Source organism: Amycolatopsis sp. cg5 (assembly GCF_041346955.1).
Taxonomy (GTDB): domain Bacteria; phylum Actinomycetota; class Actinomycetes; order Mycobacteriales; family Pseudonocardiaceae; genus Amycolatopsis.
This window is the reverse complement of record NZ_CP166849.1, coordinates 5,070,050-5,092,079: the sequence shown is the minus strand read 5'-3', so window position 1 is coordinate 5,092,079 and position 22,030 is coordinate 5,070,050. Positions and strand designations below refer to the sequence as shown.

Below are 22,030 nucleotides of genomic sequence, written 5' to 3'. Positions count from 1 at the left end.
AAATCCATGGTGGACATGGACGCGATAGTCGACGATCTCGATGCCGAGCGCGCGGACCTGGATGACGCGGTCGCCGGTCTCGACAGCCGCGCCTGGCGGTCGCCGACCCCGGCGGAGGGACTCACGATCGCCTGCCAGATCGCGCACCTCAACTGGACCGACGAGCTGGTGCTGCGCGCCATCTCCGGCGCCGAGGAGTTCGTCAGCGGCACCGAGGGAGTGCTCGTGCCGCCCAGCGCGACGGACGCGATCAACGCCGGCGCCGAGTTCGTCAACGCCGGCACGGAAAAACGATCGCAGTGGCCGCGGGACGAGCTGCTCGCGGCTTGGCGGAAAAGCGCAGCCGAGCTTTCCCTGACCTTGCGCGCGCTGCCGCGCGGCACCCGCATTCCCTGGTTCGCTCCGCGCCCGCTGTCCGCGGCGGCGATGGCGTCGTCTCGCCTGATGGAGGTCTGGGCGCACGGCCAGGACGTCTTCGACGCGCTCTCGCTCACCCGTGAGCCGACCCGCAGGCTGATCCACGTGGCGCGGCTCGGCGTCCGCAGCCGCGACTTCGCCTATCAGCTGCGCGGCATGGTCCCGCCGGAGCAGGAGTTCCGCGTCGAGCTGCGCGCGCCGGACGGCGAAGTCTGGTGCTGGGGCCCGGAGGACGCGGCGGAGCGGGTGGAAGGGTCCGCTTTGGACTTCGCGCTGGTCGCGACACAGCGGCTGCACCGCCACGATTCGGACCTGGTGGCCAGCGGGGAAGCCCCTGAAGCGTGGCTCGCCATCGCACAGGCGTACGCGGGTCCCGTGGGATCAGGACGTCCCCGGCTCGGCCTAGGCCCGGAGGGCCTGCCCGGTGGCGCCTGAGCGGCGGGCGGGCAGGCTGGTCGCCTGCACGACGATGGCCGCCGCGTTCATCGCGATGATGGACTCGTCCATCGTCAACGTGGCGTTGTATTCGATCGGCGCGGACCTGCGCGCGCCGCTGTCCGAGCTCGGCATGGCGATCAGCGGCTACGTACTCTGCTATGGCCTGTTCCTGATCTGCGGCGGCCGCCTCGGCGACATCTACGGCCACCGGCGGCTGTTCATCGCCGGAGTCGCCGGTTTCACCGCCGCGTCGGCGTGCTGCGGCCTCGCGCCCAACGCCGAGCTGCTGATCGCGTTGCGCTGTGTCCAAGGCCTTTCGGCCGCGCTGTTCTTCCCTCAGGTCCTGTCCATCATCCACACCACGCTCCACGGAGCGGAACGCGAACGCGCGCTCGGCGTGTTCGGACTGGTCATCGGCTTGGCCGGGGTCGTCGGCCAGGTGCTCACCGGGGTACTCGTGCACGCGGACGTACTGGGCCTGTCGTGGCGTCCCGCGTTCCTGCTCAACGTCCCGATCGGACTGGCGGTACTCGCGGGCGCGATCTTCGCCATCCCGAAGCGAACACCGGCCGCACGGTCCGAAGTGGACTTCACGGGCGCCTGCCTGCTCGCCGCGGGCATGCTCCTGTGCGGCTATCCGTTGGCGGAGGGCCGATCACTCGGTTGGCCGCCTTGGTGTTTCGCGATGTTCGCCTGCGCCATACCGGCGTTGGCCGGTTTCTGGTTCTGGGAGCGACGGTTCGCCGCGAGCGGGCGGCAGCCGCTGGCGAATCCGGTGTTGTGGAAGGTGCCCGGCTATCGCCTCGGCAACGCGGCGCTGCTGACGTTGCTCGGCGGCAACGCCGCGTTCTTCTTAGTCATGGTGATCCAGGTCCAGGGCGCCATGGGTTACTCACCACTGTCCGCCGCACTGCTGCTCACTCCGCACGCCATCGCGTTCGGTCTCTCCTCGCTGGCGGCAAGGAGATTCGAAGCCCTCGCGCTCGGCTGTGGACTGAACGTCCTCGGCTACGCGATCGCACTGACCACCACCCTGTCCGGCGGGGACGGCCGGTTGCTGATCCCGGCGCTCGTGGTGACCGGCGCCGGGCAGGGCATGAGCGTGATGCCGCTGCTCAGCCGCACACTCGCCAAGGTCCCCGCGGAGCACTCAGGCACGGCGTCCGGCGTGCTGGAGACCGCGATCCAGCTGGGCGTCTCGTTCGGCATCACCGTCATGGCGCTGGTGTACTTCACCGCGCGCAGCGGCACGAACAGCGATTCGGGCGCGTTCGCGGTGTCGATGGCGGTCAACCTGATGTTGGCCGTGCTGGCGTGGCTCTTCGTCCCGCGTGCTTGGCAAAAGCGTTCGCCTTGGTTCGCGCGGTCGGGAATACTGCCGCGCGGCAAGGGGGAAGCATGACGATATTCGCGTGCGTGGGTTGCGAGGCGGCGCTGACGGCGCCCATGGCAGAGGTGGCGTTACCCGCTCATGCCCATGCGAAGTGGGGTAACGGCGTCGCGATGCCGGTGCTGATGGCGGCGGGCACGTATGCCGTGGATCCGGAGCCCACCGGATGGCCGTGGCGCCGATGGACCGAGATCAGCGAGGCCGAGGCGGCGGCCCAAGGCGTGTTCGCGCCGGTGTGGTCCGTGTCGTTCGCGCCGGCGGGCAGCATTGTCACCGCGCCGGGCGACGCCGTGGGCACAGCGCTGATCCCGGGCAGGCACAGCGGGTTCTGCTGTGGGCTGGACGGTGGCGACGGCCCGAATCTGGCCTGTGCCCAGTGCGGAAAGCCGGTCGCCACCCGGATCGACGACTGTTCGTTTTGGCAGGCGGTGTGGTTCGAGCCCGAAGCGGTCCGTGCCGTGCCCGGTGCGGTGCCCGCGCCGATCGCCACCCGGTTCAGCAACCGCTTCGGGGAACTGGAGGCAGCGGGCGGACTGGTGCTGGCGCGCCTGGTGGCGATCTCGGAGGGCATGCCGATCACGGTGCCCGACGGCCCGGTCGCGGACCTGCTGCGCCGCGCGCTCGACAAGGTGTTGCCCGCCGGTGCGAAGACGAAGACGGCGGCACTGGCCGGACCTGGCCTGCCCGAGCGCGACGCCGACATCTACCTGGTGCCAGGTGAGCACCCGGCGGGCGCACGGACCGTCGCGGTACCCGACGAGGTGTGGTCCCACCTCGCCTTTCCGTCGCGGTGGCCACCGATCCCGGCCACCGGCGGCTTCCCGGACGGTGTACTGCGAGACGACCCGCCACCACGGCCCCCGCGCGGGTTCTCCGAGCCCGATCGGGGCGTGTTCCTCCACGCGCTGGCCAGGATGCCCGCTGTTCGCGAGCCATGGCTCCGCGAGATCTACGACCTCGTCCGTGCGGATTGGCACGCCCTCAGATGAGTCCGGGTGCATCCGGTCGCGGCTCGTAGGGGTCAAGGGGCGTGGGGTGTTGCGAGTGGTGACTCTGCTGCATCTAGCGGAGCAGAGTTACCACTCGCGGATAGCCGAGGGCTGTGCTGTGCGGGATAAAGCCCGCTTTACTCCGCGAGGGGAAACCCTGTTGCTGTGACTACTCGGAAAAACCGTCGCAGGCGACGTGGGCCCAGACGGTCTTGCCGTCGTGGTCGTGATGATGCTGAACGCCCCACTGCACGCAGACGTTGTCGACGAGCCTGATGCCGAGCGCGGGGTCGCCGGACCCGGTCCGGGTGAGCAAGAGGTGCTCGTCGTTCACGTCGCCGACTTCGACGCGTACCGCGCAGGGCCGCACGCCTCGCCAGAGTTGGAGGTGGCTGGGTCCGCCGCCGTGCAGGTAGGCGTTGGCGACCAGTTCGTTGACGATCAGGAGGACGTCGTCGAGGTGTGTGCTGCCGAGGCCGGGCAGGTGCTGGGCGACCCAGGCTCGGATCGCGCCGAGGTGCCGCGGCGAGGTGGTACGCAGGTCCAGTATCCAAGTGCCCGCGCGGGAAGTGAGGACTTGTCTGCTCATAGGCGCAACTTCGGTCAAGGTCAAGCGTCGGCTTGGTCGATGGCCACGGGTTTCCCGATGACCATCAGCAAGGACTCCTTCCCGCTCAGCGGGCCATCACGTCGCGATGGCCGTTCCTGTGGACACGCCATATCTGCCTCCTACCCCCATCGGCGACGAATCAAACTCGATCGGCGCAACGATTAGACGCCGAGCGCGTCCAGGATGCCTTCGGCGAGGAGAACGCCGCCGAGGCCGAGGACCGCCAAGACCGTGGTGTAGCTGGTGCGGACCTTGATCGCTTCGACGACCGAGAGATTGAAGTACTCCTTGAACAACCAGAAGCCGGGGTCGTTGACGTGCGAGAGGGCGACCGAGCCGCAGGAGACGGCCAGTACCATCATCTCCGGATGGATTCCACTGCCCGCTACCAGCGGCAGCACGACGCCGGACGCGGTGACGACGGCGACCGTGGCGGAACCGAGCGCCACGCGCAGGATGACCGCGATGAGCCAGGCCAGCACGAGGGGCGAGATCGGCCAGCTGTGCGTGACTTCCTTGATGTAGTCGGCGATCCCGCCTTCGACGAGCACGCTCTTGAAGGCGCCGCCCGCGCCGATGACCAGCAGGATCATGGCCATCGCCTTGGCGGCTGAGGCACAGGATTCGCCGACTTCGGTCAGGCTGCGGCCGATGCGCGGGCCGAACACCCACATCGCCAGCAGCAACGTGAGCAGCAGCGCGATCGGTGGTGAGCCGAGGAAGGCGACCAGGTGCATGAGGTGGCTGTCGGCGGACACGGACAGTTCGGCGACCGCGGCGCCCGCGATCAGCACCACGGGGAACAGCGCGACGCCCAGCGACCAGCCGAGGCCCAGCATTTCCTGGTCCGTGAACTCGCGTTCGCCGACCAGGCCCGTGGGCACGGCGGGCTCGATCCGCTTGGCGAAAGGAAGCCGGGGCCATACCAGCGCGATGAGCGCGCCGATCGGGATGGCGATGAACAGCCCGTAGAACAAGGTCAGGCCGACCGAGGCGTGGAAGGTGGCGGCGACGGCGGTCGGGCCGGGGTGCGGCGGCAGGAAACTGTGCATTGTGGACAGTGCGATCGACATGGGCAGCCCGACCCAGAGGAGGCTTGCCCCGGTGACGCGGACCAGTGTGAACGCGATGGGCACGATGATGACGAAGGCGACCTCGTAGAACATGGTCACGCCGATGAGCATGGCCGTGACGACCATGGCCACCTGCACCCAGCGCGGGCCGAACGTGTCGAGCAGCTTTCCCGCGATCCGTTGCGCCGCACCGGAATCGCCCATCACCCTGCCGACCATCGCGCCGAGGCCGATGGTGAGCATCGTGTCGCCGATCTGCCCGCCGATACCGTCGGACAGCACGTCCGGGATACCGGCCAATGGGATGCCTCGCACGATCGCCACGGCGGTGGCGACGAGCAGCAGGGCGGCGAAACCGTTGAGCTTGAACTTGGTCATCAGCAGGAGGAGGAGCACGACGCTGACAGCGACCACGACTAGCGGCATGTCGGAAACGTACTGCGACTCTCGATACCAGGACAGGAAGAAACATCGGCAAGAAAAAGCCGGTCGTCAGGTGAGGTCGGTGGCCGAGTCGTAGGCGGCGTGCACTGCGGCGGCCGCGGTCGCGGCGTCCACGCCGAGCGCGCGGGCGGCCGCGGTGTACTCACGGGCGAGATCCGTCAACGCCGACCGGGGATCGGGCGTGACCCCTTCCGCGACAACGGTTCCGCGGGCCCGGCCCGTCCGCACGAGTCCCGCCTGTTCGAGTTCCCGGTAGGCGCGCGCGATGGTGCCCGGTGCGAGCCCGAGGTCGTTGGCGAAGCGCCGGACGGCGGGCAGGCGCGTGCCGACCGGCAGCGCGCCGGAACCGATCAGCCTGGTCAGCTGGTCGTGCACCTGCCGCCATGGCGCGAGCCCGCTTTCGGTGTCGACGACGACATGCGGGCTCACGCGGGCACGTGCTGCTGCCGCTGCGGCCCCGCGATCGCCGACCAGAGCGCCAAACCCGCGAGCACGACGAGCATTCCGCGAAGCCCGCCGTCGTCGCCGCCGATCAACGCGCACAGCGTCGCGGTGCCCAGGCCGAGCGGGACGCGCGCGCTCCTGGTGCGCAGCAAGGGATCGATGCGCAGCTGGGCGACGGGCGGGCGGCGCAGCGCGAGGCCGACGACCGCCCAGACCGTCACCACGGTCACCAAGGCGGCGCCCAGCGAGAGCCAGAGCACGCGCTCCGACCAGGACGGGTGCCAGTTCCGTGCCCAGCCCGCGCCGGCGAGCGCCGCGCCGAGCAGCACGAAGGCGGCGATCGCGGCGGTCGCGTGCAGCACCAGCGCCCAGCGGGGCACGATGTCGGTCAGTTCGCGCCGCACGGGCACGGCCGCCCGCACCGGTGACGGATCCCGCCGCTGCGCGAACAATTCGGCGAGCAGCGCGCCGAGCAGCAGGATCGACGGGAGCAGCCAGGTGGTGTCCTGACCGGCGGGCAGCAGCCCGGTCCCGGTGAGCGCGGCGGGCAACCCGATGAGCAGCCACGGATACCAGACCCGGCGACGGCGGAGGTAGGTCAGCGCCTGCGCCACCTCGTCCTCGGTGGGATCGCCGACGCCCCATCGCCGCAGCAGCTTGGTGGCCGACCGGGGCACGGGCCACAGCAAGACCAGGGTCACCAGGCCGAGAACGATCTCCACGGCGATGACCGCGAGCACGTTGTCGAGCGGCATGATCACCCCTTCTTGTACCGAGTACTTGATACAAGATAACACGCATGCCGAAAGGGGGCCTGTTCCCGCCGCCGGGCTGAGCAGGCCCCCGTCCGTGGTTCGCGCCATGCCTGAGGCCGGTAGCGACTTCCCGAGGCTAGGGTCCCGCGCGTTTCAAGGACCAGGCAGAAACATCGGCAACTTCCGCTACGAGGCCGTTCCCGGTCTTGGTATGTGGTGGCGGGCCAGCACCGCGGGCATGGTGAGCGCGCCAGGCCCGCCCGCCGCCACCCAGGCCAGCAGCGCGGTCAGCGCCTGGTCGGTGAGATCGCCGAACCACGACGGCACGGCGCCCGCCCGGCGTGCGCGCGGGGACGGCCGCACCACGATGACGTTGGCCCGCTCGCACGGTCCGAGGCATTCACTGGTGCGGACGCTGAAGCGCGCGGGGTTGGCCGCCGCGAACTCTTCGAGCCGGGCGAGTTCGGCGACGTGGTCGGTGCCCGGGTGCTTCGTGGCGTTGCCGCAGCAGCACCCTCGGCACACGACGACGCCGGACCGTGAACTCGGGCTGGTCATGGCGAACCCTTTCCAGGAGAGCGGGTGCCGCGAGAGCACCCGCTCAGCCGGTGATTACGGGCAGGTCAACGAGGGCGCGGCCGACGCCGACCCGGCCGAGGTGAGCGTGGCGAACCCGCTGCCGGTGCCGGTGCCCAGCACGGCCTGCGCGGTCGCGCGGACCGCGTTGGCCGGGTTGAAGCCGCTCGCGTCGTAGGCGATCGCGCCGCGGTCGGGGATCGGGCCCGCGCAGCCGACCTGGACGCTGACGATGAAGTTGCGGGCCTTGACGGCCGCGGCGAGCCTGCCGCCTGCCTTGAAGGCCTGACCGGCGAGACCGGTCGTGTTGGTGTTCGGCGCGGTGGCGGGGTCGCCGGTGCCGTAGGAGATGCCGCCGTTCGCCTGCTGCTTGCCGATGAGCCAGGTCAGGCCCTGCTGTGCCTTCGCGACGCGGCCGGTGGCGAGCAGCGCCTGGGTGACCATGGCGGTGGAGTCGGTGTCGCTGACGCAGGTGGGCGCGCCGAAGCTGAGCGGGAACCCGCCGTCGGCGCACTGCGTGCCCGCCGCGAAGTCGACGGCGGCGGCCGGGACCCCGCCGGGGGTGCGCTTGAGCGCGATGATGGCGAGCGACTGGCTGAACGCGTTGCTGTAGTCGCCGAACTGCGAGTGGTCCGAGAACCGGCCGGACGGCGTGGCCAGCGCGCGCAGGCGCGAGGGCAGGTCGACACCGCCGAACGAGGCCGGGTCGGCGCCGCGGACCTCGGCGGCCAGCGCGGCCTTCGCGGTCGCGCCCGCGTAGGACTCCGTCGTGCCGTCGCCGATGTAGCCGGAGAGGATGCCGGGCTGGGCGAGCCAGTTCAACGCGTTGCCGCCGCTGGTGTTCGCGACACCGGCCGAGGCGAAGGCCAGGATGCCGTCGATGGTGAGGCCTTGGTCGGGGAACTTCTGGCCGCCGAAGTCCACTTCGAAGTGGGTGCCGTCGACGAGCTGGCGGGCCAGCCAGCCCGCGGCCGCGTCTGCCTTGGTGACCGCGTGGGCGGAGGCGGGTGCCGGTGCCACGCTCGTCGCCGCGACGCAGACGGCCGTGACGGCGAGCGTGCGGAGTCTGAGGTTCATGGTGACCCTTTCACTTTGCCGGGCAGGAAGTTCTGCCCGAACGTCGGCACGGTGCCGAACGAGGCTTTGCGGGAAGCGCGGCGCAGGGTCGCGAGCACGGCGGGGCCGAGCACGAGGATCGCCACCGTGTTCGTGATCGCGCGCCCGGTGTCCCAGCCCGCGGTCGACGTCAGCAGGGTGAAGATCGCGAACCGGTGCAGGTTCTCGAGCATCGGGGCGCCTGGCACGTACGAAATGTGCCCGTCGTGATACGGCACCTCGGCGTGGGTGATGAACGGCCAGAACCACAGGTTCATCAGGAACCCGAAGAGATAGGCCGCGACGATGCCGTAGCCCACCAGCATGCCGATCTCGGCCTTGCCGGTGACGCGGCGGGGGAGCAGGCCCGCGCCCATGCCGATCCAGGCCGAGCACATCATCTGGAACGGCAGCCACGGTCCGACGCCCGCGGTGAGCAGCGCGGAGGCGAACAGCGACGTGCAGCCGAGCACGAAACCGAAGCCGGGCCCGAAAACCCGGCCTGCCAGCACCAGCATGAAGAACACCGTCTCGATGCCCGCCGTGCCCGCGCCGAGCGGGCGCAGCGCGGCGTTGACCGCCGAGAGCACGCCCAGCATCGCCAGCGCCTTCGCGTCCATGCCGCCTTCGGACAGTTCGGCGAGGACGATCACGATGAGGATCGGGAGAATGCCCATGAACACGAACGGCGCGTCCGGCCCGTGCTGCATCGACTGGGGTTCGACGCGGACCAGCAGCGGCCAGAGGAACATCATCAGGCCCGCGAGCGACGCGAGCGCCAGCACGGCCGCCGAGCGGGGACCGACCCGTATCGCCCGCATCAGACCACCTGCGCGGCGCGGACGTCGTCGACCGTGAGCCACGGTTCGCCGAGGATCTTCGCGACCTGGGTGGCGAACGCGGGTGAGCCGCCGAGCACCTCGCCGGTCGGGCCGTCCGACACGATCTCGCCTTCGGCCAGCACGACCACGCGGTGCGCGACGGTCGCGACAAACTCGACGTCGTGCGTGGCGACCACGACCGCGCGGCCGTCGGCCACCATAGCGGCGATCATCGACGCGAGCGCCGCCTTCGCCGGGTAGTCGAGCCCCCTGGTCGGCTCGTCGAGAAGCATGATCCGCGGCGCCGCGGACAGCTGCACGGCCAGCACCAGCGCGAGACGCTGGCCTTCGGAGAGGTCACGCGGGTGCGCGGCCGGGGAGATGCCGGGCGCGAGGCGGTCGAGGATCCCTTGGCAGTGACCGGTTTCCGCGGCCGACTCGGCGTCGGCAGCGGCGCACTCGTCGGCGACCGTCTGCAGGTACAGCAGGTCGCTCGCGGTCTGCGGGACCAGGCCGACCAGCTTGCGGGCCTGCGCGCTGCTCAGCGACTTCGGGTCGGTGCCGCCGACGCGCACCGTCCCGCCCTGGCGCGGTCCGGACCCTTGCACCGCCCACAGCAGCGACGACTTGCCGGAACCGTTACGGCCCATCATCGCCAGCACCTCGCCCGCGTGCAGGTCGAGGTCGATCTCGCGGACCGCGACCTGCTGGCCGTAGCGCACGATCACGCCGGACGCCGTCAGGAGACGTTCACCCGCCGCTTCCGGCCGCTTCGGCGGGCTGCCGAGTTCGAGCGAGGCGGCCCGGCGGCGGGCGTCGCGGACGGTCATGGGCAACGGGTTCCAGCCTGCCAGCCGTCCCAAGTGGACGATCGGCGGCGCGATCGGGGTGCCGGCGAGCACCTCGGCCGGGGTGCCGTCGACGACGCCGCCGTCACCGGGCACGTAGATCATCCGGTCGGCGAACGGGATCACCCGCTCCATCCGGTGCTCGGCCATCAGCACCGTGGTGCCGAGGTCCTGCACGAGCCGGGCGAGGGTGGCGAGCACGTCCTCGGCCGCGGTCGGGTCGAGCGCGGAGGTCGGCTCGTCGAGCACCAGCACCTTCGGATGCGTCGTCAGCACCGAGCCGATCGCCACCCGCTGCTGCTGCCCGCCGGACAGCGTGCGCAGCGCGCGCCTGCGCAGGTCCGCGATGCCGAGCAGGTCCAGGGTCTCCTCGACCCGGCGTCGCATGACCTGCGGCGCGAGGCCGAGCTGTTCCATCCCGTACGCCAGCTCGTCTTCGACCGTGTCGGTGACGAACCCGGCGAGCGGGTCCTGGCCGACCACGCCGACCAGGTGGGCGAACTCCCGTGGCGGGCTGGTACTGGTGGACACGCCGTCGACCGTGACCGTCCCGTCGAGGTGGCCGCCGGTGAAATGCGGGACCAGCCCGTTGATCGTGCCGAGCAGCGTCGACTTGCCCGCGCCCGTCCGCCCGGCGAACAGCACGAGCTCGCCCTCGCCGATGGACAGCGTGATGCCCGCGAGCACCGGCTCGGCGGCGCCGTCGTAGCGGAAGCCGACCTGGTTCAGTTCGATCATGCGGGCACCTGCTCGGGTTGCGGGGCCGGCGTGAGGATCGCGGGCAGCACGCCCAGCAGCACCCCGGCGAGCGGCCCCCACGACAGCAGCGGCCACGACAAGCGGATCAGCGACGGGTTCAGGTTCATCGGGTCCAATTCGGACGTCGCGAACAGCACCACCGCGACACTGACGCCGCAGGCCGCGGTGACGAGTTCCGGGAGATGCCAGCGGTCTGGCCGGTACCGGGTGCGGCCGACCCGCTTGCCCGCCGAGCGGAAGCCGATCAAGCCGATCACCACCCCGGCCGTGAGCACCGGCGCGGCGAGGAAACGCGGGGTCGAACCGTCCAAAGTGGCGTAGACGCCGACGCACACCCCGAGCAGGCCGATGATCATCATCGTGCCGGTCAGCAGCCGTGCGCGGGCCTCGACCAGCCCGGCGCGGCCGTAACCACGCGAGTCCATCGACGCGGCCAGCTGCAGCGACCTGGCCAGCGCGTCTTCGAGCACCGGCACGACGATCGCGTGCAGTGCCTTGACGCCCTTGCCACGCGGGCCGCCGCGCAGTTTGCGTGCCCGCCGGACCCGCAGCGCGCTTTCGGCCAGCTGCGGGAACACCGACAGCGCGACGATCACCGCGGTGCCCACCTCGTACAACGCCGGCGGCATCGCCTTGAGCAGGCGTTTCGGGTTCGCCAGCGCGTTGGCCGCGCCCAGGCAGATCACCATGGCCGCCAGCCGAAGCCCGTCGTAGAAGCCGCCGAGCAGCGACTCCGCCGAGACGTCGCCGAACAGCCTGATCCCGGCCGCCCACTCGGGCAGCGGGATCTCCGGCAGCCGCAGGATGATCGTCGAGCCTTCGGCGCCGCCGAAGACGAACCGGAAGAGCACGCGGAAGCCGACGATGAACGCGCCCAGCCAGAGATACAGCCGGAACGCGAGCGCCCACGGCGCTTCCGAACGCCGCGAGACGACCACGTAGCCGGCGACCGCGATGATCGTCAGCAGCAGCCAGGGGTTTGTGGTCCGAGTCGCCGCGACGGCCAGTCCGAGCGCCCACACCCACCATGCCGCCGGGTGCAGGTCACGCGGCAGGAAATAGCCTCGCATCAAGCTCCTTGCGCGCGTTTGCGCCGCCGTGCCGCGAAGAAACCGGCGATCGCGAGCAGCACTACGGCGCCGCCGGCCGCCCAGGGCGCGTAGTCGCTGGCGCCGGATTCACGCTCGAGCGCGACGTTGACGTCCTCGGCGTTCTCGCCACCGGTGAACGCGACGTTGCTCGACGGGTCTTTCGCCGCTGGCCGCGTCGAGCCGCTGGTTCGCGGTTTCGGCGGCGGCAGCGCCCCTGCCGAAGCGGTGGGCGCCTGCGTCTGCTCGGCCGTCGGCGCGTTGTCCACTGTGGACTGTGGCGCCACTTGTTGTTCTTGTGCGGGCTGCTGTTTCTCGTTGACGTCGTTCGAGGTCGGCTTGCGTTCCTCGACCGCGTCGCACGCCCTGCCTTCGGTGCCCGGCCGGACCGCGGCGATGCGCGGCACCGGGTTGGAGTCGGCCGAGGCGTTGAGCGAGAACGACCAGCCCTCGAAACCGCCGGGGATGAAGTCGCGGTTCTTCACACCCCACTGGCTGTAGTCCCACGCGCAGTTGTTCGCGGCGTGCCAGTACGACCAGTAGGCCGCGGCAGGCGGGGTGTCGACGCACATCTCGTGGTAGTTCGGGCGCCCGGCGATCGGCAGCCCCTCGGCGGCCGATGGCCGGTTCTCCACCCGGCAGATGAAACTCTCGCCCCACCGCTGCGCGCCCGCGATCTGGAAACCGGCGCCTTTGAGCGCGTCGAGCCCGGTGCCACGGCCACCCTGCGGGTCGCAGCGCACGATCGTGGTCCCGCCCAGCTGCTGGAAGTCGACGACCACGGTCACCCCGGTCTCGTTCTTGCAGAAACCGGGATGCCCTTTGCTCTGGTCGACGGCGTGCGCGGGTGCGGTGGCCACGATCAGCAGTACCGTGGCCACCAGCGCGGCGAGCCTGGTCACAGAGCCGGGTTGGTCGGGGTCACGCGCGGCACGGGATTCGTCGTCGCGGTCTTGTTCAGCGAGAAGGACCAGCCTTCGAAGCCGCCGGGGATGACGTTGCGGTTGAGCGCGCCGAAGCTGCTGTACGTCCACGTGGTGCCGTGGCCGTCCGCGTGCCAGTAACCCCAGTAGGCGCTGGCGGGCGGGGTGTTGAAGCAGGGTTCGTGATAGGTCGGGTTGCCGGTGATCGGGATGTTCTCGGTCGCCGTGGGACGCCCGTTGAGACGGCAGACGAAGCCGAGTCCCCAGCGCGCGGTGCCCGCCACGGGGATGCCCGCGTCCTGCAGCGCCTTGATGCCGGTGCGCGCGGTGCCGGGACTGGCGTTGGGGGAGCAGCGGGTGATGGTCGGGGCGGCGACCCCGCCGTTGCCGTCGAGCTCCTGGAAGTCGACCACGACGGTCACGCCGGTCAGCGCGTCCGCTCCGGTGCAGATGCCGTCATAGCCCGCGGCGTGCGCGCTGGTGGGCGCGGCGAGCGACACTCCGATGAGGACGGTGACGGCGGCGATGGCTCTTTTCACGGGGTGGTCCCTTTCCTTGCTGAACGTCGTCGTATGGCGTAGATCAGCCCGCCCAGCAGCAGGCAGGCGCCGAGTCCGATGACCCACTCGACGGGAACCCGCCGGTGGGTGGCCGCGGCGGTCACGAGCACCGGTTTCTGGCTGTCCGCCTGGAAGTTCGCGAGCGGCAGCCGCACGGCCGCGGAGACCGGCGAGCCCGGCGCGCTCAGCCAGGACCGGCCCGCGACGCCCGCAGCGGCGGACAGCGTGGTGCCGAAGTCGGTCTTGCCGCCGCCGTCGCCGATCGAGGCCTTGGTCAGGCCGCCGTCCGCCGCCAGCAGGTCGCCGAGCGTCTTCGCGGTGACGGTCGCGTCGAGCCCCGCCGCTTGCCGCGCGGCGGCGACGGTCGCGCTCAATGCGGTGTCCGGCGCGCCGCCCTCACCCGCGACCATGCCCGTGCCGTCGACACGTGCGCCGAGCGCCGCCGTCGCGGTGGTGAGTGCCGTGGCGCGGTGCGGTGACCACTCGGGCGGCAGGGTGGCCCACGGTGCTTCCTCGGTGTGCGGCCTGCTGTTGAGCGCCGTCACCGCGGCCGCCGTCGCGGCGAGGTCGCCGGTGGCGCAGCCGGGCGTGTCCAGCCGCGCCGGGAACGTCCCGTCGGCGCACTGATAGGTGAGCAGCAGGTCCACCGCCGCGCCCGGATCCGTCGCGGTGGCGAGGATCGCCCACGACTGCCGTCGGGTGGAGTTGTCCGCGAAGGAGCCGACGTCGGTGAACGCGCCGGTCGGCGAGCGCAGTCCGGTGAGCGCGGACTGGAGCTGCCCGGCGAGGTCGTCGGCCTGCTGGAAGCGGGCGATGATGCTGAGCTTGGCGAGTGCCTCGGCGTAGGACGCGTTCTGTTCGTACGGCGCGCCGTGCGCGTAGGCGTTGACCGCGTCCGGGGTGAGCAGGAAGGCCGACGCGCGGGTGACGGCGTCCGGTTGCTCGCCGAGCGCGCGGAGGGCGAGTACGAGGTCGGCGGTGGCCTCGTAGTCGACGAAGGTCTTGCCGTCTTCGGTGACTTCGACGTGGTCGCCGGTCAGTTTGGCCGCCAGGTAACCGGCGAGCCTGGCCGAGGCCGTCGCCGACGGCGGCTGCGGCGGGCTCGGCGGCGCCGGGGGAGCGGCGGTGCGGACCGGCTGGGACGCGGTCGTCCGGCGCGCGGGCGGCGGGGTGCCCGTGGCCTTCGCCGCCTGCGGTGCGGGCGCGGTGGTGGTGACCGTCTTGGTCACCGGCGCGGCCGTCGTCGTGACGGTCGGCGGTGTCTCGGTGGTCGTCGTGGTCTTCGTCGTGGTGGTCGTGGACGTGCTGGTCACGGTCGTCGTGGTCGTCGTTGTACTCACCGGCGGAGTACTGACGGGCGGGCTGGATTCACTCGGGCTGCTGGGTTCGCCGGGTCGCTTTCCCTTGGCAAGATCGAAGAACCCGACCTGCGCGAGCCCCAGCGAGGCCTGCGCGCTCGCGCGGATCCAGGTGTCGAGGCCGCTGATGCCGGTCGTGCGGGCGGCGACGTACGAGTCCGGGTTGTAGGCGATGGCGCCGAGTTCGCCCGCGAGCCGGTTGCCCGAGTCGGCGGCGGCGGTGGCCTGCGCGCTCTTGAGGAACGCGACGCCCTTCGCCACCTCGGCTTCGGCGCCGCCCGCGTCGGCGAGCGCCTGCACGATCAGGCCGGTGCTGTTGGTGTTGGGCGCCTCGGTGCCGACGCCGCCACCCCAGCCGCCGCCGGGAGTCTGGTTCGCCTTGAGCCAGGCGACGGCCTTGCCGATCGCCGGATCGAGGCCTTGCGCGCCCGCCGCGCGGGCGGCGAGCAGCGCGGACAGGCCGAGCCCTGTCGGGTCGCCGTCCGGCGGGGAGACGTCGAACGCCTTGCCCTCGTCGCAGGTCGAGACCTTGTAACCGTCCGGGCTGACGTGGTCGCCGGTCTCGGTGGTCGGGATGTAGGCGAAGTAGATGCGGAAGTAGCCTTCCGAGCACTGCTGGGTCAGCAGCTTGTCGATGGCGAGCTGATCGTTCGCCCCGGCGGCCGCCAGCCCGATCACACCGAGTGCCTGACCGAACATGTTGGCGTTGTTGCTGACGTACTCGGCCAGCTCCGGCTTCTTCGAGTAGTCGCTGACGCGTCCCTTGTCCGGACCGGAACGGCGGATGGCGCCGAGTGTCTCGGCGACCATGTCATGTCCGCCGAAGGCACGGGGATCGCGTCCGGCGACCTCAGCCGCGACGAGCACCTTGGCCGCGGAACCACCGATGATGATCTGGTCGGAGCCGGGGATCGGGACCAGCTTGTCCCAGGTGTAGTAGTCGGTCGCGTGCCGGAGATCGTCGAGGAAGGTCACGATCGGCGCGGCGAGCGCGGCGTCGCCGGAGGCGTGCATGGCGAACAGCGTGTCGATCATCAGGCCGTGATCGGGCAGCTCGCCGCCCATCGGGTTCTCGAGGGTGCCGTCCGGCTTGAGTTTCGTGGCGAGCCAGTGGGAGGTGGCCTTCGCGGCGGCGGTGTCACCCGCCGCGTCGGCAGTGCCGCCGACGACCGCGACGACCAGTCCGATGCTGGCCGCGAGCGACAGCACGGCCGTGGAGCGGCGCCGGTTCACACTCTCCTCCTTGCTGCATGAAGGAGAGACCGGCGCGGGGCGCTGGATCCACCTCTGCTTCTCGCGACAGCGGTTGGGCTTGTTCGGCTGCCCGGGACGGTGGCCCGACTCGCCACCTCGAAAGGTGGCCCACGGTTGCGCGACAGTGCCGGAATTCGACCGGCTTCCCCATCACGGGCAGCGGTATGCGGTTGTTCAGTGCGGCGAGACTAACACCGGGGATCAGCGCCTGGAACCGCCAACCGCACGTGGGGTAGCGTCCTGCCGGGCCGTCTGTTCGGTCGAACGGGACGGAGCCTCAGATGGAACGCGACCGGGTCTCGCACACCAGGATCCGGGTGCTGGAAGCGATCACCGACAGCGCATTGGCCGAGCTGGACCAGGACAAACTGTTCGAGGTGCTGCTGAGTCGCACCCAGGAGCTGTTGTCGGTGGATACGGTCACGGTGCTGCTCGTCGACCCTGCCGGTGACCACCTCGTCGCACGCGCCACCCGCGGCTTGGCGGAAGAAGTCCTCCAGGGCGTCCGGGTGCCGGTCGGCGCCGGGTTCGCCGGACGGGTCGCGCAGTGCCGTGAGGCGATGCAGATCACCCGCGTCGACGAGTCCACTGTGATCAATCCGCTGCTGTGGAAGCGTGGCCTGCACGCCATGCTCGGCGTGCCGATGGTGACCGGGGGAAGCCTGGTGGGCGTGCTGCACATCGGCTCGCTCACCGATCGCCGGTTCGACGACGACGAGATCGAGCTGCTGCACTTGATCGCCGATCGGCTGGCAGCGGGCGTGGGCGCGCACCGCGCCCGTTCCGAACGCGCCGCGGCGGCGTTGCTGCAGGAGAGCCTGCTGCCGGGACGCCTTCCCGACATCGACGGCTGGAGCTTGGCCGCCCGGTACGTGCCGGACGCGGGCAGCGGCGTCGGCGGCGACTGGTACGACGTGTTCACCCTGCTCGACGGGCGCCTCGGCCTGGTGATCGGCGACGTCGTCGGCCACGGGCTGGGCGCGGCGGTGGTCATGGGCAGGCTGCGCAGCGCGTTGCGCGCCTACGCGCTGGAGTTCGACGACCCCGGTGTGGTGCTGGGCAAACTGGACCGCAAGGCCTCCCACTTCGAGCACAAGACCATGGCCACCGTCGCCTACGCCGTCCTCGACGCCGCGACCGGTCGCGTGGACCTCTCACTCGCCGGCCACCCACGCCCGGTGTTGGCCGTCCCCGGCCGGGAGGCGACGTTCGTCAGCGGCCCCGTCGATCCGCCCATCGGCTTCGACCTGGCCACGACCGGCCGTCACACCACCACCTTCGACCTGCCGCCCGGCGCGCTGGCCGTCTTCTACACCGACGGCCTGGTCGAGCGCCGTGACGAGGATTTCGACGAGCGCATGGAGTTGCTGCGCCGCACGGTGACCGCGATGCCCGCCGAAGCCGCCTGCGCCTGGGTGATGTCCGAACTCGTCGGTGGCCGTCCGGCCACCGACGACGTCGGACTGCTCGCCGTCCGCCGGGGCTGACCGCGAGCCGGTCGGCTATCTATGGCAGACGAGCACCACGAAGCCGTCCCAAGCGCCGGGAATGGGGCTCTTCTTGGCCTCTTGCGATTTGACCCCGCAATTTCCGAAACCTTCAGCCGTGGCGGCGTTGGTTGCGACGGTCTTCGCCCGGAGGATCGCGTGGGCGGCCGAAAATCCCGTGCTGTACCCGAAGAACTCCTTGGTTTCGGTAGTCGAGAACCCGGTGCCGGCAGGCGACGCCAAAGCCGAGCCGCCTCCGGCCAGCGCGGCGGCCGCGGCAAGCGTCAAACCCACTACGGCGCGTCGGATGATGCGAGTGTTCTTCGTCATTGCGTTCCTTTCCTTACCAGGGATATTTTTCGCAACTGAACTTGAGCAAAGCGGTGTAGGACCCAAATCCTTTTCGCTCGATCTTTTCCGAGACGAGCGTGCAAGGGCCGGAATAGTTGTAGTAAGCCACCCAGTGGTACGCATCGTTCTTCGCGGCTTGGGAAGCTGAAAGTTCGGTTGTCCCGCTTCCGAAACCCTCAAAGGTCCGCGTGGGCCCAGAGGCGAATGAGGTGTTCGGAGCCGCCGTGGTGATGGCGGCGGCGAGCAAAGCGCCCGCGGCGAGTACGGCGATCGAGCGACTCAAAGTGGCATCTCCCCTCTACGTTGTCAGCTCACGATTCAACTTGAACTCAAGGGCATTCATGTGAGCTGATGCTGACAGCATGCCGAGACCGGGCGACGGTTGTCAACTGAGATGGATGCTTGAGGGTGACTGGTTCACCTCAGAAGATGGCTTGTTACGTATCTGTAGCGGATCGATCACCTGGTGCGCACATGGGCTGGACAGTGTGGCCTGCTATGAAGATTTCCGTACTACTGCTCGGATTCGGGGTGGCGGCGTCACTCGCGGCGCTGCCATCACCCGCCGGTCACGCCGCCACGGACAGCCTGGCTTGGCGGCCGTGTGTCAAGATCGCCAAGGGATGGAAGGCGACCGACACCCGGAGCGAATGCGTCCTCGTCCCCGTCCCGCTGGACTACGCGAAACCCGACGGCAAGATGATCAGCATCGCGGTCAGCCGGGTCAAGGCGACAGGACCCCGGCGCGGCGTGCTGTTCACCAACCCCGGTGGGCCAGGGCTGACCGGCGTCCAGATCACCTACGACTGGTTGTCGGACAAGGTGGGGTCGCTCAACGACGAGTTCGACCTGATCGGTATCGACACCAGAGGAGTGGGGTACAGCGATCGGATCGACTGCGACGGCGCGTTGCTCGAGGAACCCCCGAACGCCACCGAGCAGCAGCGGTTCGACGCGATCGGCGTGTGGCACGAGAAGTGTGCCGCGATGAATCCCGAGCTGGCCGCCAGCATCACCATGGAGAACGTGGCCAGGGACATGGACCGGATCCGTGAGGCGCTGGGTGTCGAGAAGATCAGCTTCTACGGCAACTCCGGCGGCACGGCCGTGGGCGCTATGTACCGCTCGATGTTCGACGAGCACGTCGACCGGATGTGGCTGGAATCCATTATGTCGCCCGTGCTGGACAATTCGGCGATCCTGGCGTGGGAGGAAGGCAAAGAGCTGCTGTTTGAGCAGTTTTCCGCCTGGTTGGCCGCCCGCGACGAGCAATACCACTTCGGCGGGAAGCCGGAAAAAGTGCGCGAGCAGCTGACCGGCTTGCGTGACACCTACGGCTACGACCAGGTCGTTCTGCTGGCCACCGAGCGGGAGCCCTTCTGGCCGAAAAACGCGGCGAAGCTAGCCGAACTGCGAGATTCAGGCAAACCCGCGGTCGTGGGGGAGCTCTCGGCGAAAAACCGTCAGGTGCGTGGCTTTGAGCAGGAGGGCAACTTCTACGCCTTCGCCAACGACGCGTTTCTGTGCAACGGCAGTATTGACGAACGTGAATTCTCCCAGGTGCTGGGCAACCGGGCGGAACGAGCTCGGAAGGTGCCGTTCGCGGGCGGCGGGCACTTCCCGTTACGTGACTGCGCGAAATGGCCGTTCCCTGGCAAGGCCTGGGAGCTGAAGCCCGGTAAGAGTCAGCTGCAGTTGTCCGCGCACGAGTTCGAGTTCATCACGCCCTATCCGTGGGCGAAGATGATGCAGGCGACGATCGGCGGCGAACTGCTGACCGTCCGCGACAACACCCACTCCACGATCAAGTTGATCGAGTGTGGCTCGAAACTGGTTGACTTCTTCCGTGCGGGAAAAACGGCCACCGGGACCTGCGAAGGACAGACTGAGGAGCCGCCCGGTCCGACAGGTGATCTTGCCGGCACGGTGAAACTGCCTTCGTGCTCGGCCTCACTCGTCCGGCCGCCCGCGGCCAAGGACACGGACACGGCTCTGCTGCTGACCAACGGCCACTGCCGTGAGCCGGCGCGGCCTAAGCCCGGTCAGGTGTTCGTGGACGAATCGATGCAGCTGCAAGGATCTGTGCTCAGCTCTGTGGGACGGGAGCTGGGACAGGTGCACACCACGAAGGTGCTCTACGCGACGATGGCCGACACCGACATCATGCTCGCCCAGCTGAACTTGACCTACGCGGAGCTGGAGCAGCGCTACGGGGTGAAGGCGTATCCGCTGTCCGGCACCGGGCCTGCGCCGGGCCAGGCGATCAAGGTGGTGTCGAGCTACCTGGAACGCACGTGGCAGTGCAAGGCCGAGGCCACCGTTCCGGAGCTGCGGGAAGGCGACTACCGGTCCACCCAGGCGATTCGCTACGCCGCCGAGTGCGATACGCGGCCCGGCAGCTCCGGCTCCGCGGTGCTGGACGCCGCCACCGGCGCGTTGATCGCGGTGAACAGCACCAGCAACCGCTACGGCAAGCAGTGCGAGCTGAACAATCCTTGCGAGGTGGACGCGGGCGGAGCCGTCACCGTGCACCAAGGCCGTGGGTACGCCACACAGACCGCCGGCATCGCCTCGTGCATCGGCGAGGGCAACGTGCTCGACCTGCGTAAGCCTGACTGCACGCTGCCGAAACCGTTCAGGTCTTAGTGGGAAGCAGGATGTCCATGTCGAGCGCGGGCGGGTTGGGGCCGTAGGCGTTGGTTCGCGCGGCGCGGGTGCGCATGCCGGGAATCGCGAAGAGCCATCGCAGGAAAGCCGGTGGCGCGGCCCCGCGGCCACGGGCTCGCGCCCGCGCGGACTGGCGCTCGACTCGGACCTGCTGGGCTTGGACCTTCGTGATCGCCGCTTGCCTGTTGTGCTGGATCGCCGCGAGATCGTCGGTGGTGACGGTCTCGCGGCGCAGCGCGGGGATGAGGTGATTGGCGGCGGCGACGGCATCCTGGACGGCCATGAGGATTCCGTTGCCGCCGACCGGGGAGATGACGTGCGCGGCGTCCCCGATGAGGAGCAGCCCCGGCCGATACCAGGTGTCGACGCGGGAGATGTCGACGGACAGGAGCGTGGTCTTGGCGAAGTCGGTGAGCAGGTGGACGCGATCGGCCAGCCAGGGCACGTGGTCACTGACGAACCGCTGCACGGGTTCGACGCCTCGTTCGCGCAGGCGCGGGTAGTCGCCCTTCGCGAGGCTGTAGCCGACCTGCCAGTCGTGGACGCCGCCGAGCACGCCGATGTAACTGTCGTGGCCGTAGTAGAGGTCGAGATCCGCGTCGGGCGGGTCGGTTTCCTTGCGGGGCAAGCGGAACCAGAGGATGTCGGTGGTCGCGCCGAGCGAGCGCGCTGGCAGGTCGGCGAGGCGCCGCACGGTGGAGAAGCGGCCGTCGGAGCCGACCACCAGTCTGCTGGTGATTTCGCCGCGCCGATGGCGTACGCCGGTGACCGTGCCGTCGGCGCCGGTGAGCAGCTCGGTGACCTTCGCGCTGGTGGTCAGCGTGAAGTGCGGGAGCGCGGCGGCTTGCTCGGCGAGGTAGTCGAGGAAGCGGACTTGAGGCATCAGCGCGACGTAGTTGTGGCGGCTGGCGAGCCGGTCGTAGCTGGCCGCGCTGTACGACGCTTTTGGTGTGTGGAAACGGAAAGCGGTCGCCTTGAAATGATCTCGCGCGAGCAGCCCGTCGGCGAGGCCGAGCTGATCGAGCAGTTCGAGTGTGTAGGGATGCAGCGAGTCCCCGCGGAAGTCGCGATCGAAATCGGCGTGCGATTCGAGCACGGTCACCGTGACCCCGGCGCGGGCCAGCAGATAGCCCAGCACCATCCCGCCGGGACCGCCGCCCGCGATCACGACGTCCTGCTCCGGGGCGCTCATGGCCGGTCTCGTAGTTCGAACACCGCCATGTCGGCTACATGGCCGAGGATGTCGTCAAGCGAAGCTTCCTGCGGTACCGGGAAGGCGCGGATCGCCCAGGGAACGGTCATCGACCGCAGATACACGGCGATCACCGCCGCCGCCTCGGCGCCGACGACCTCGTGTGCCTGGCACGGGATCCGGTCGGTGTTCTCGAGCACGGCGCACGCCGGGTCAGCGAGAAGATTGCGTACCCAGTCTCGTCCCCGTACCGGCGATACGAGGAAATGGCCGCCTTCTCGTCCCACGACCGCGAGCGGGGTCCGCCGCGGCTCCGCGCTTGTACGGCCTCGGGTTTCGAGCACCCGCAACGCGTAGCCGCCGTCGGGCACAGGCTCGGCGGGTGCGGCCAGCAGTCGTTCGGTCATCTCCGCGTTCAGTGAGCGGGTATCCATTGTCCCTCCATTTTCGCTAGATAGTCTAGCTAGTTTGTCTAGCGATCGCTAGGGTTA

The 22,030-nt window shown here is 69.7% G+C and carries 21 protein-coding genes and 1 riboswitch; of the genes, 5 read left to right on the top strand and 16 right to left on the bottom strand.

Annotated elements, in window-relative coordinates:
• The first annotated feature begins 6 nt into the window (after positions 1-6).
• The 3 genes from AB5J62_RS22860 to AB5J62_RS22850 are packed head-to-tail and all read left to right on the top strand — an operon-like array spanning position 7 to position 3,234.
• Complete coding sequence (locus tag AB5J62_RS22860; RefSeq protein ID WP_370941954.1) at positions 7-852, top strand: TIGR03084 family metal-binding protein; 846 nt, start codon at positions 7-9, stop codon at positions 850-852.
• Entirely contained in the window at positions 842-2,257 is a 1,416-nt protein-coding gene (locus AB5J62_RS22855; protein WP_370941953.1) for an MFS transporter, read from the top strand. The genes AB5J62_RS22860 and AB5J62_RS22855 overlap by 11 nt, the downstream gene beginning before the upstream one ends.
• A complete protein-coding gene (locus AB5J62_RS22850) occupies positions 2,254-3,234 on the top strand; it encodes a hypothetical protein (RefSeq protein ID WP_370941952.1) in 981 nt (326 codons plus the stop codon). Before AB5J62_RS22855 ends, AB5J62_RS22850 begins: the two co-directional genes overlap by 4 nt.
• A 169-nt stretch (positions 3,235-3,403) precedes the next feature.
• Here AB5J62_RS22850 and AB5J62_RS22845 read toward each other — a convergent pair whose 3' ends face one another.
• From AB5J62_RS22845 to AB5J62_RS22790, 12 genes are all read right to left on the bottom strand, one after another.
• Complete coding sequence (locus AB5J62_RS22845; protein ID WP_370941951.1) at positions 3,404-3,823, bottom strand: ATP-binding protein; 420 nt, start codon at positions 3,821-3,823, stop codon at positions 3,404-3,406.
• 182 nt (positions 3,824-4,005) lie between these two features.
• Positions 4,006-5,343: a gluconate:H+ symporter gene (locus tag AB5J62_RS22840; RefSeq protein ID WP_370941950.1), complete on the bottom strand. Its 1,338-nt coding sequence runs from the start codon at positions 5,341-5,343 to the stop codon at positions 4,006-4,008.
• Positions 5,344-5,409: 66 nt separating this feature from the next.
• The gene (locus AB5J62_RS22835) at positions 5,410-5,790 is read right to left on the bottom strand and encodes a GntR family transcriptional regulator (protein ID WP_370941949.1); all 381 of its coding nucleotides are present in this window, start codon (positions 5,788-5,790) and stop codon (positions 5,410-5,412) included.
• Positions 5,787-6,560, bottom strand: coding sequence for a hypothetical protein (locus tag AB5J62_RS22830; protein ID WP_370941948.1), 774 nt, complete (start codon positions 6,558-6,560; stop codon positions 5,787-5,789). The genes AB5J62_RS22835 and AB5J62_RS22830 overlap by 4 nt, the downstream gene beginning before the upstream one ends.
• 186 nt (positions 6,561-6,746) lie before the next feature.
• Positions 6,747-7,118: a (2Fe-2S) ferredoxin domain-containing protein gene (locus AB5J62_RS22825; protein WP_370941947.1), complete on the bottom strand. Its 372-nt coding sequence runs from the start codon at positions 7,116-7,118 to the stop codon at positions 6,747-6,749.
• Positions 7,119-7,172: 54 nt separating this feature from the next.
• Positions 7,173-8,213: a peptidase gene (locus tag AB5J62_RS22820; RefSeq protein ID WP_370941946.1), complete on the bottom strand. Its 1,041-nt coding sequence runs from the start codon at positions 8,211-8,213 to the stop codon at positions 7,173-7,175.
• Positions 8,210-9,052, bottom strand: a complete 843-nt coding sequence (locus tag AB5J62_RS22815) for an ECF transporter S component (protein WP_370941945.1) — start codon at positions 9,050-9,052, stop codon at positions 8,210-8,212. Before AB5J62_RS22815 ends, AB5J62_RS22820 begins: the two co-directional genes overlap by 4 nt.
• Positions 9,052-10,638: an ABC transporter ATP-binding protein gene (locus tag AB5J62_RS22810; RefSeq protein WP_370941944.1), complete on the bottom strand. Its 1,587-nt coding sequence runs from the start codon at positions 10,636-10,638 to the stop codon at positions 9,052-9,054. The genes AB5J62_RS22815 and AB5J62_RS22810 overlap by 1 nt, the downstream gene beginning before the upstream one ends.
• Positions 10,635-11,729 carry an energy-coupling factor transporter transmembrane component T gene (locus tag AB5J62_RS22805; RefSeq protein ID WP_370941943.1) on the bottom strand — a complete coding sequence of 365 codons (1,095 nt, stop codon included), beginning with the start codon at positions 11,727-11,729 and terminating at the stop codon, positions 10,635-10,637. Before AB5J62_RS22805 ends, AB5J62_RS22810 begins: the two co-directional genes overlap by 4 nt.
• A complete protein-coding gene (locus tag AB5J62_RS22800) occupies positions 11,729-12,649 on the bottom strand; it encodes an ABC transporter substrate-binding protein (RefSeq protein ID WP_370941942.1) in 921 nt (306 codons plus the stop codon). Before AB5J62_RS22800 ends, AB5J62_RS22805 begins: the two co-directional genes overlap by 1 nt.
• Positions 12,646-13,209: a flagellar hook-length control protein FliK gene (locus AB5J62_RS22795; protein ID WP_370941941.1), complete on the bottom strand. Its 564-nt coding sequence runs from the start codon at positions 13,207-13,209 to the stop codon at positions 12,646-12,648. Before AB5J62_RS22795 ends, AB5J62_RS22800 begins: the two co-directional genes overlap by 4 nt.
• Positions 13,206-15,821 carry a hypothetical protein gene (locus AB5J62_RS22790; protein WP_370941940.1) on the bottom strand — a complete coding sequence of 872 codons (2,616 nt, stop codon included), beginning with the start codon at positions 15,819-15,821 and terminating at the stop codon, positions 13,206-13,208. The genes AB5J62_RS22795 and AB5J62_RS22790 overlap by 4 nt, the downstream gene beginning before the upstream one ends.
• A 98-nt stretch (positions 15,822-15,919) precedes the next feature.
• Positions 15,920-15,990: riboswitch (cobalamin riboswitch) on the bottom strand.
• Between the two features lie 133 nt (positions 15,991-16,123).
• On the opposite strand from AB5J62_RS22790, the gene AB5J62_RS22785 reads away from it, so the two are divergent.
• Entirely contained in the window at positions 16,124-17,329 is a 1,206-nt protein-coding gene (locus AB5J62_RS22785) for a PP2C family protein-serine/threonine phosphatase (protein ID WP_370941939.1), read from the top strand.
• Positions 17,330-17,344: 15 nt separating this feature from the next.
• Here the strand turns inward: AB5J62_RS22785 and AB5J62_RS22780 are convergent, their stop codons facing one another.
• Positions 17,345-17,659 (bottom strand): hypothetical protein, encoded by a 315-nt coding sequence (locus AB5J62_RS22780; protein WP_370941938.1) that lies wholly within the window; start codon positions 17,657-17,659, stop codon positions 17,345-17,347.
• Positions 17,660-17,672: 13 nt separating this feature from the next.
• Positions 17,673-17,963: a hypothetical protein gene (locus tag AB5J62_RS22775; protein ID WP_370941937.1), complete on the bottom strand. Its 291-nt coding sequence runs from the start codon at positions 17,961-17,963 to the stop codon at positions 17,673-17,675.
• A gap of 215 nt (positions 17,964-18,178) precedes the next feature.
• Between AB5J62_RS22775 and AB5J62_RS22770 the strand changes: the two genes are divergently transcribed.
• Entirely contained in the window at positions 18,179-20,326 is a 2,148-nt protein-coding gene (locus tag AB5J62_RS22770; protein ID WP_370941936.1) for an alpha/beta fold hydrolase, read from the top strand.
• Here the strand turns inward: AB5J62_RS22770 and AB5J62_RS22765 are convergent.
• Complete coding sequence (locus tag AB5J62_RS22765) at positions 20,316-21,539, bottom strand: FAD-dependent oxidoreductase (RefSeq protein WP_370941935.1); 1,224 nt, start codon at positions 21,537-21,539, stop codon at positions 20,316-20,318. The two genes, AB5J62_RS22770 and AB5J62_RS22765, sit on opposite strands and share 11 nt — an antisense overlap.
• Complete coding sequence (locus AB5J62_RS22760; protein WP_370941934.1) at positions 21,536-21,973, bottom strand: nitroreductase/quinone reductase family protein; 438 nt, start codon at positions 21,971-21,973, stop codon at positions 21,536-21,538. The genes AB5J62_RS22765 and AB5J62_RS22760 overlap by 4 nt, the downstream gene beginning before the upstream one ends.
• Positions 21,974-22,030 lie beyond the last annotated feature (57 nt).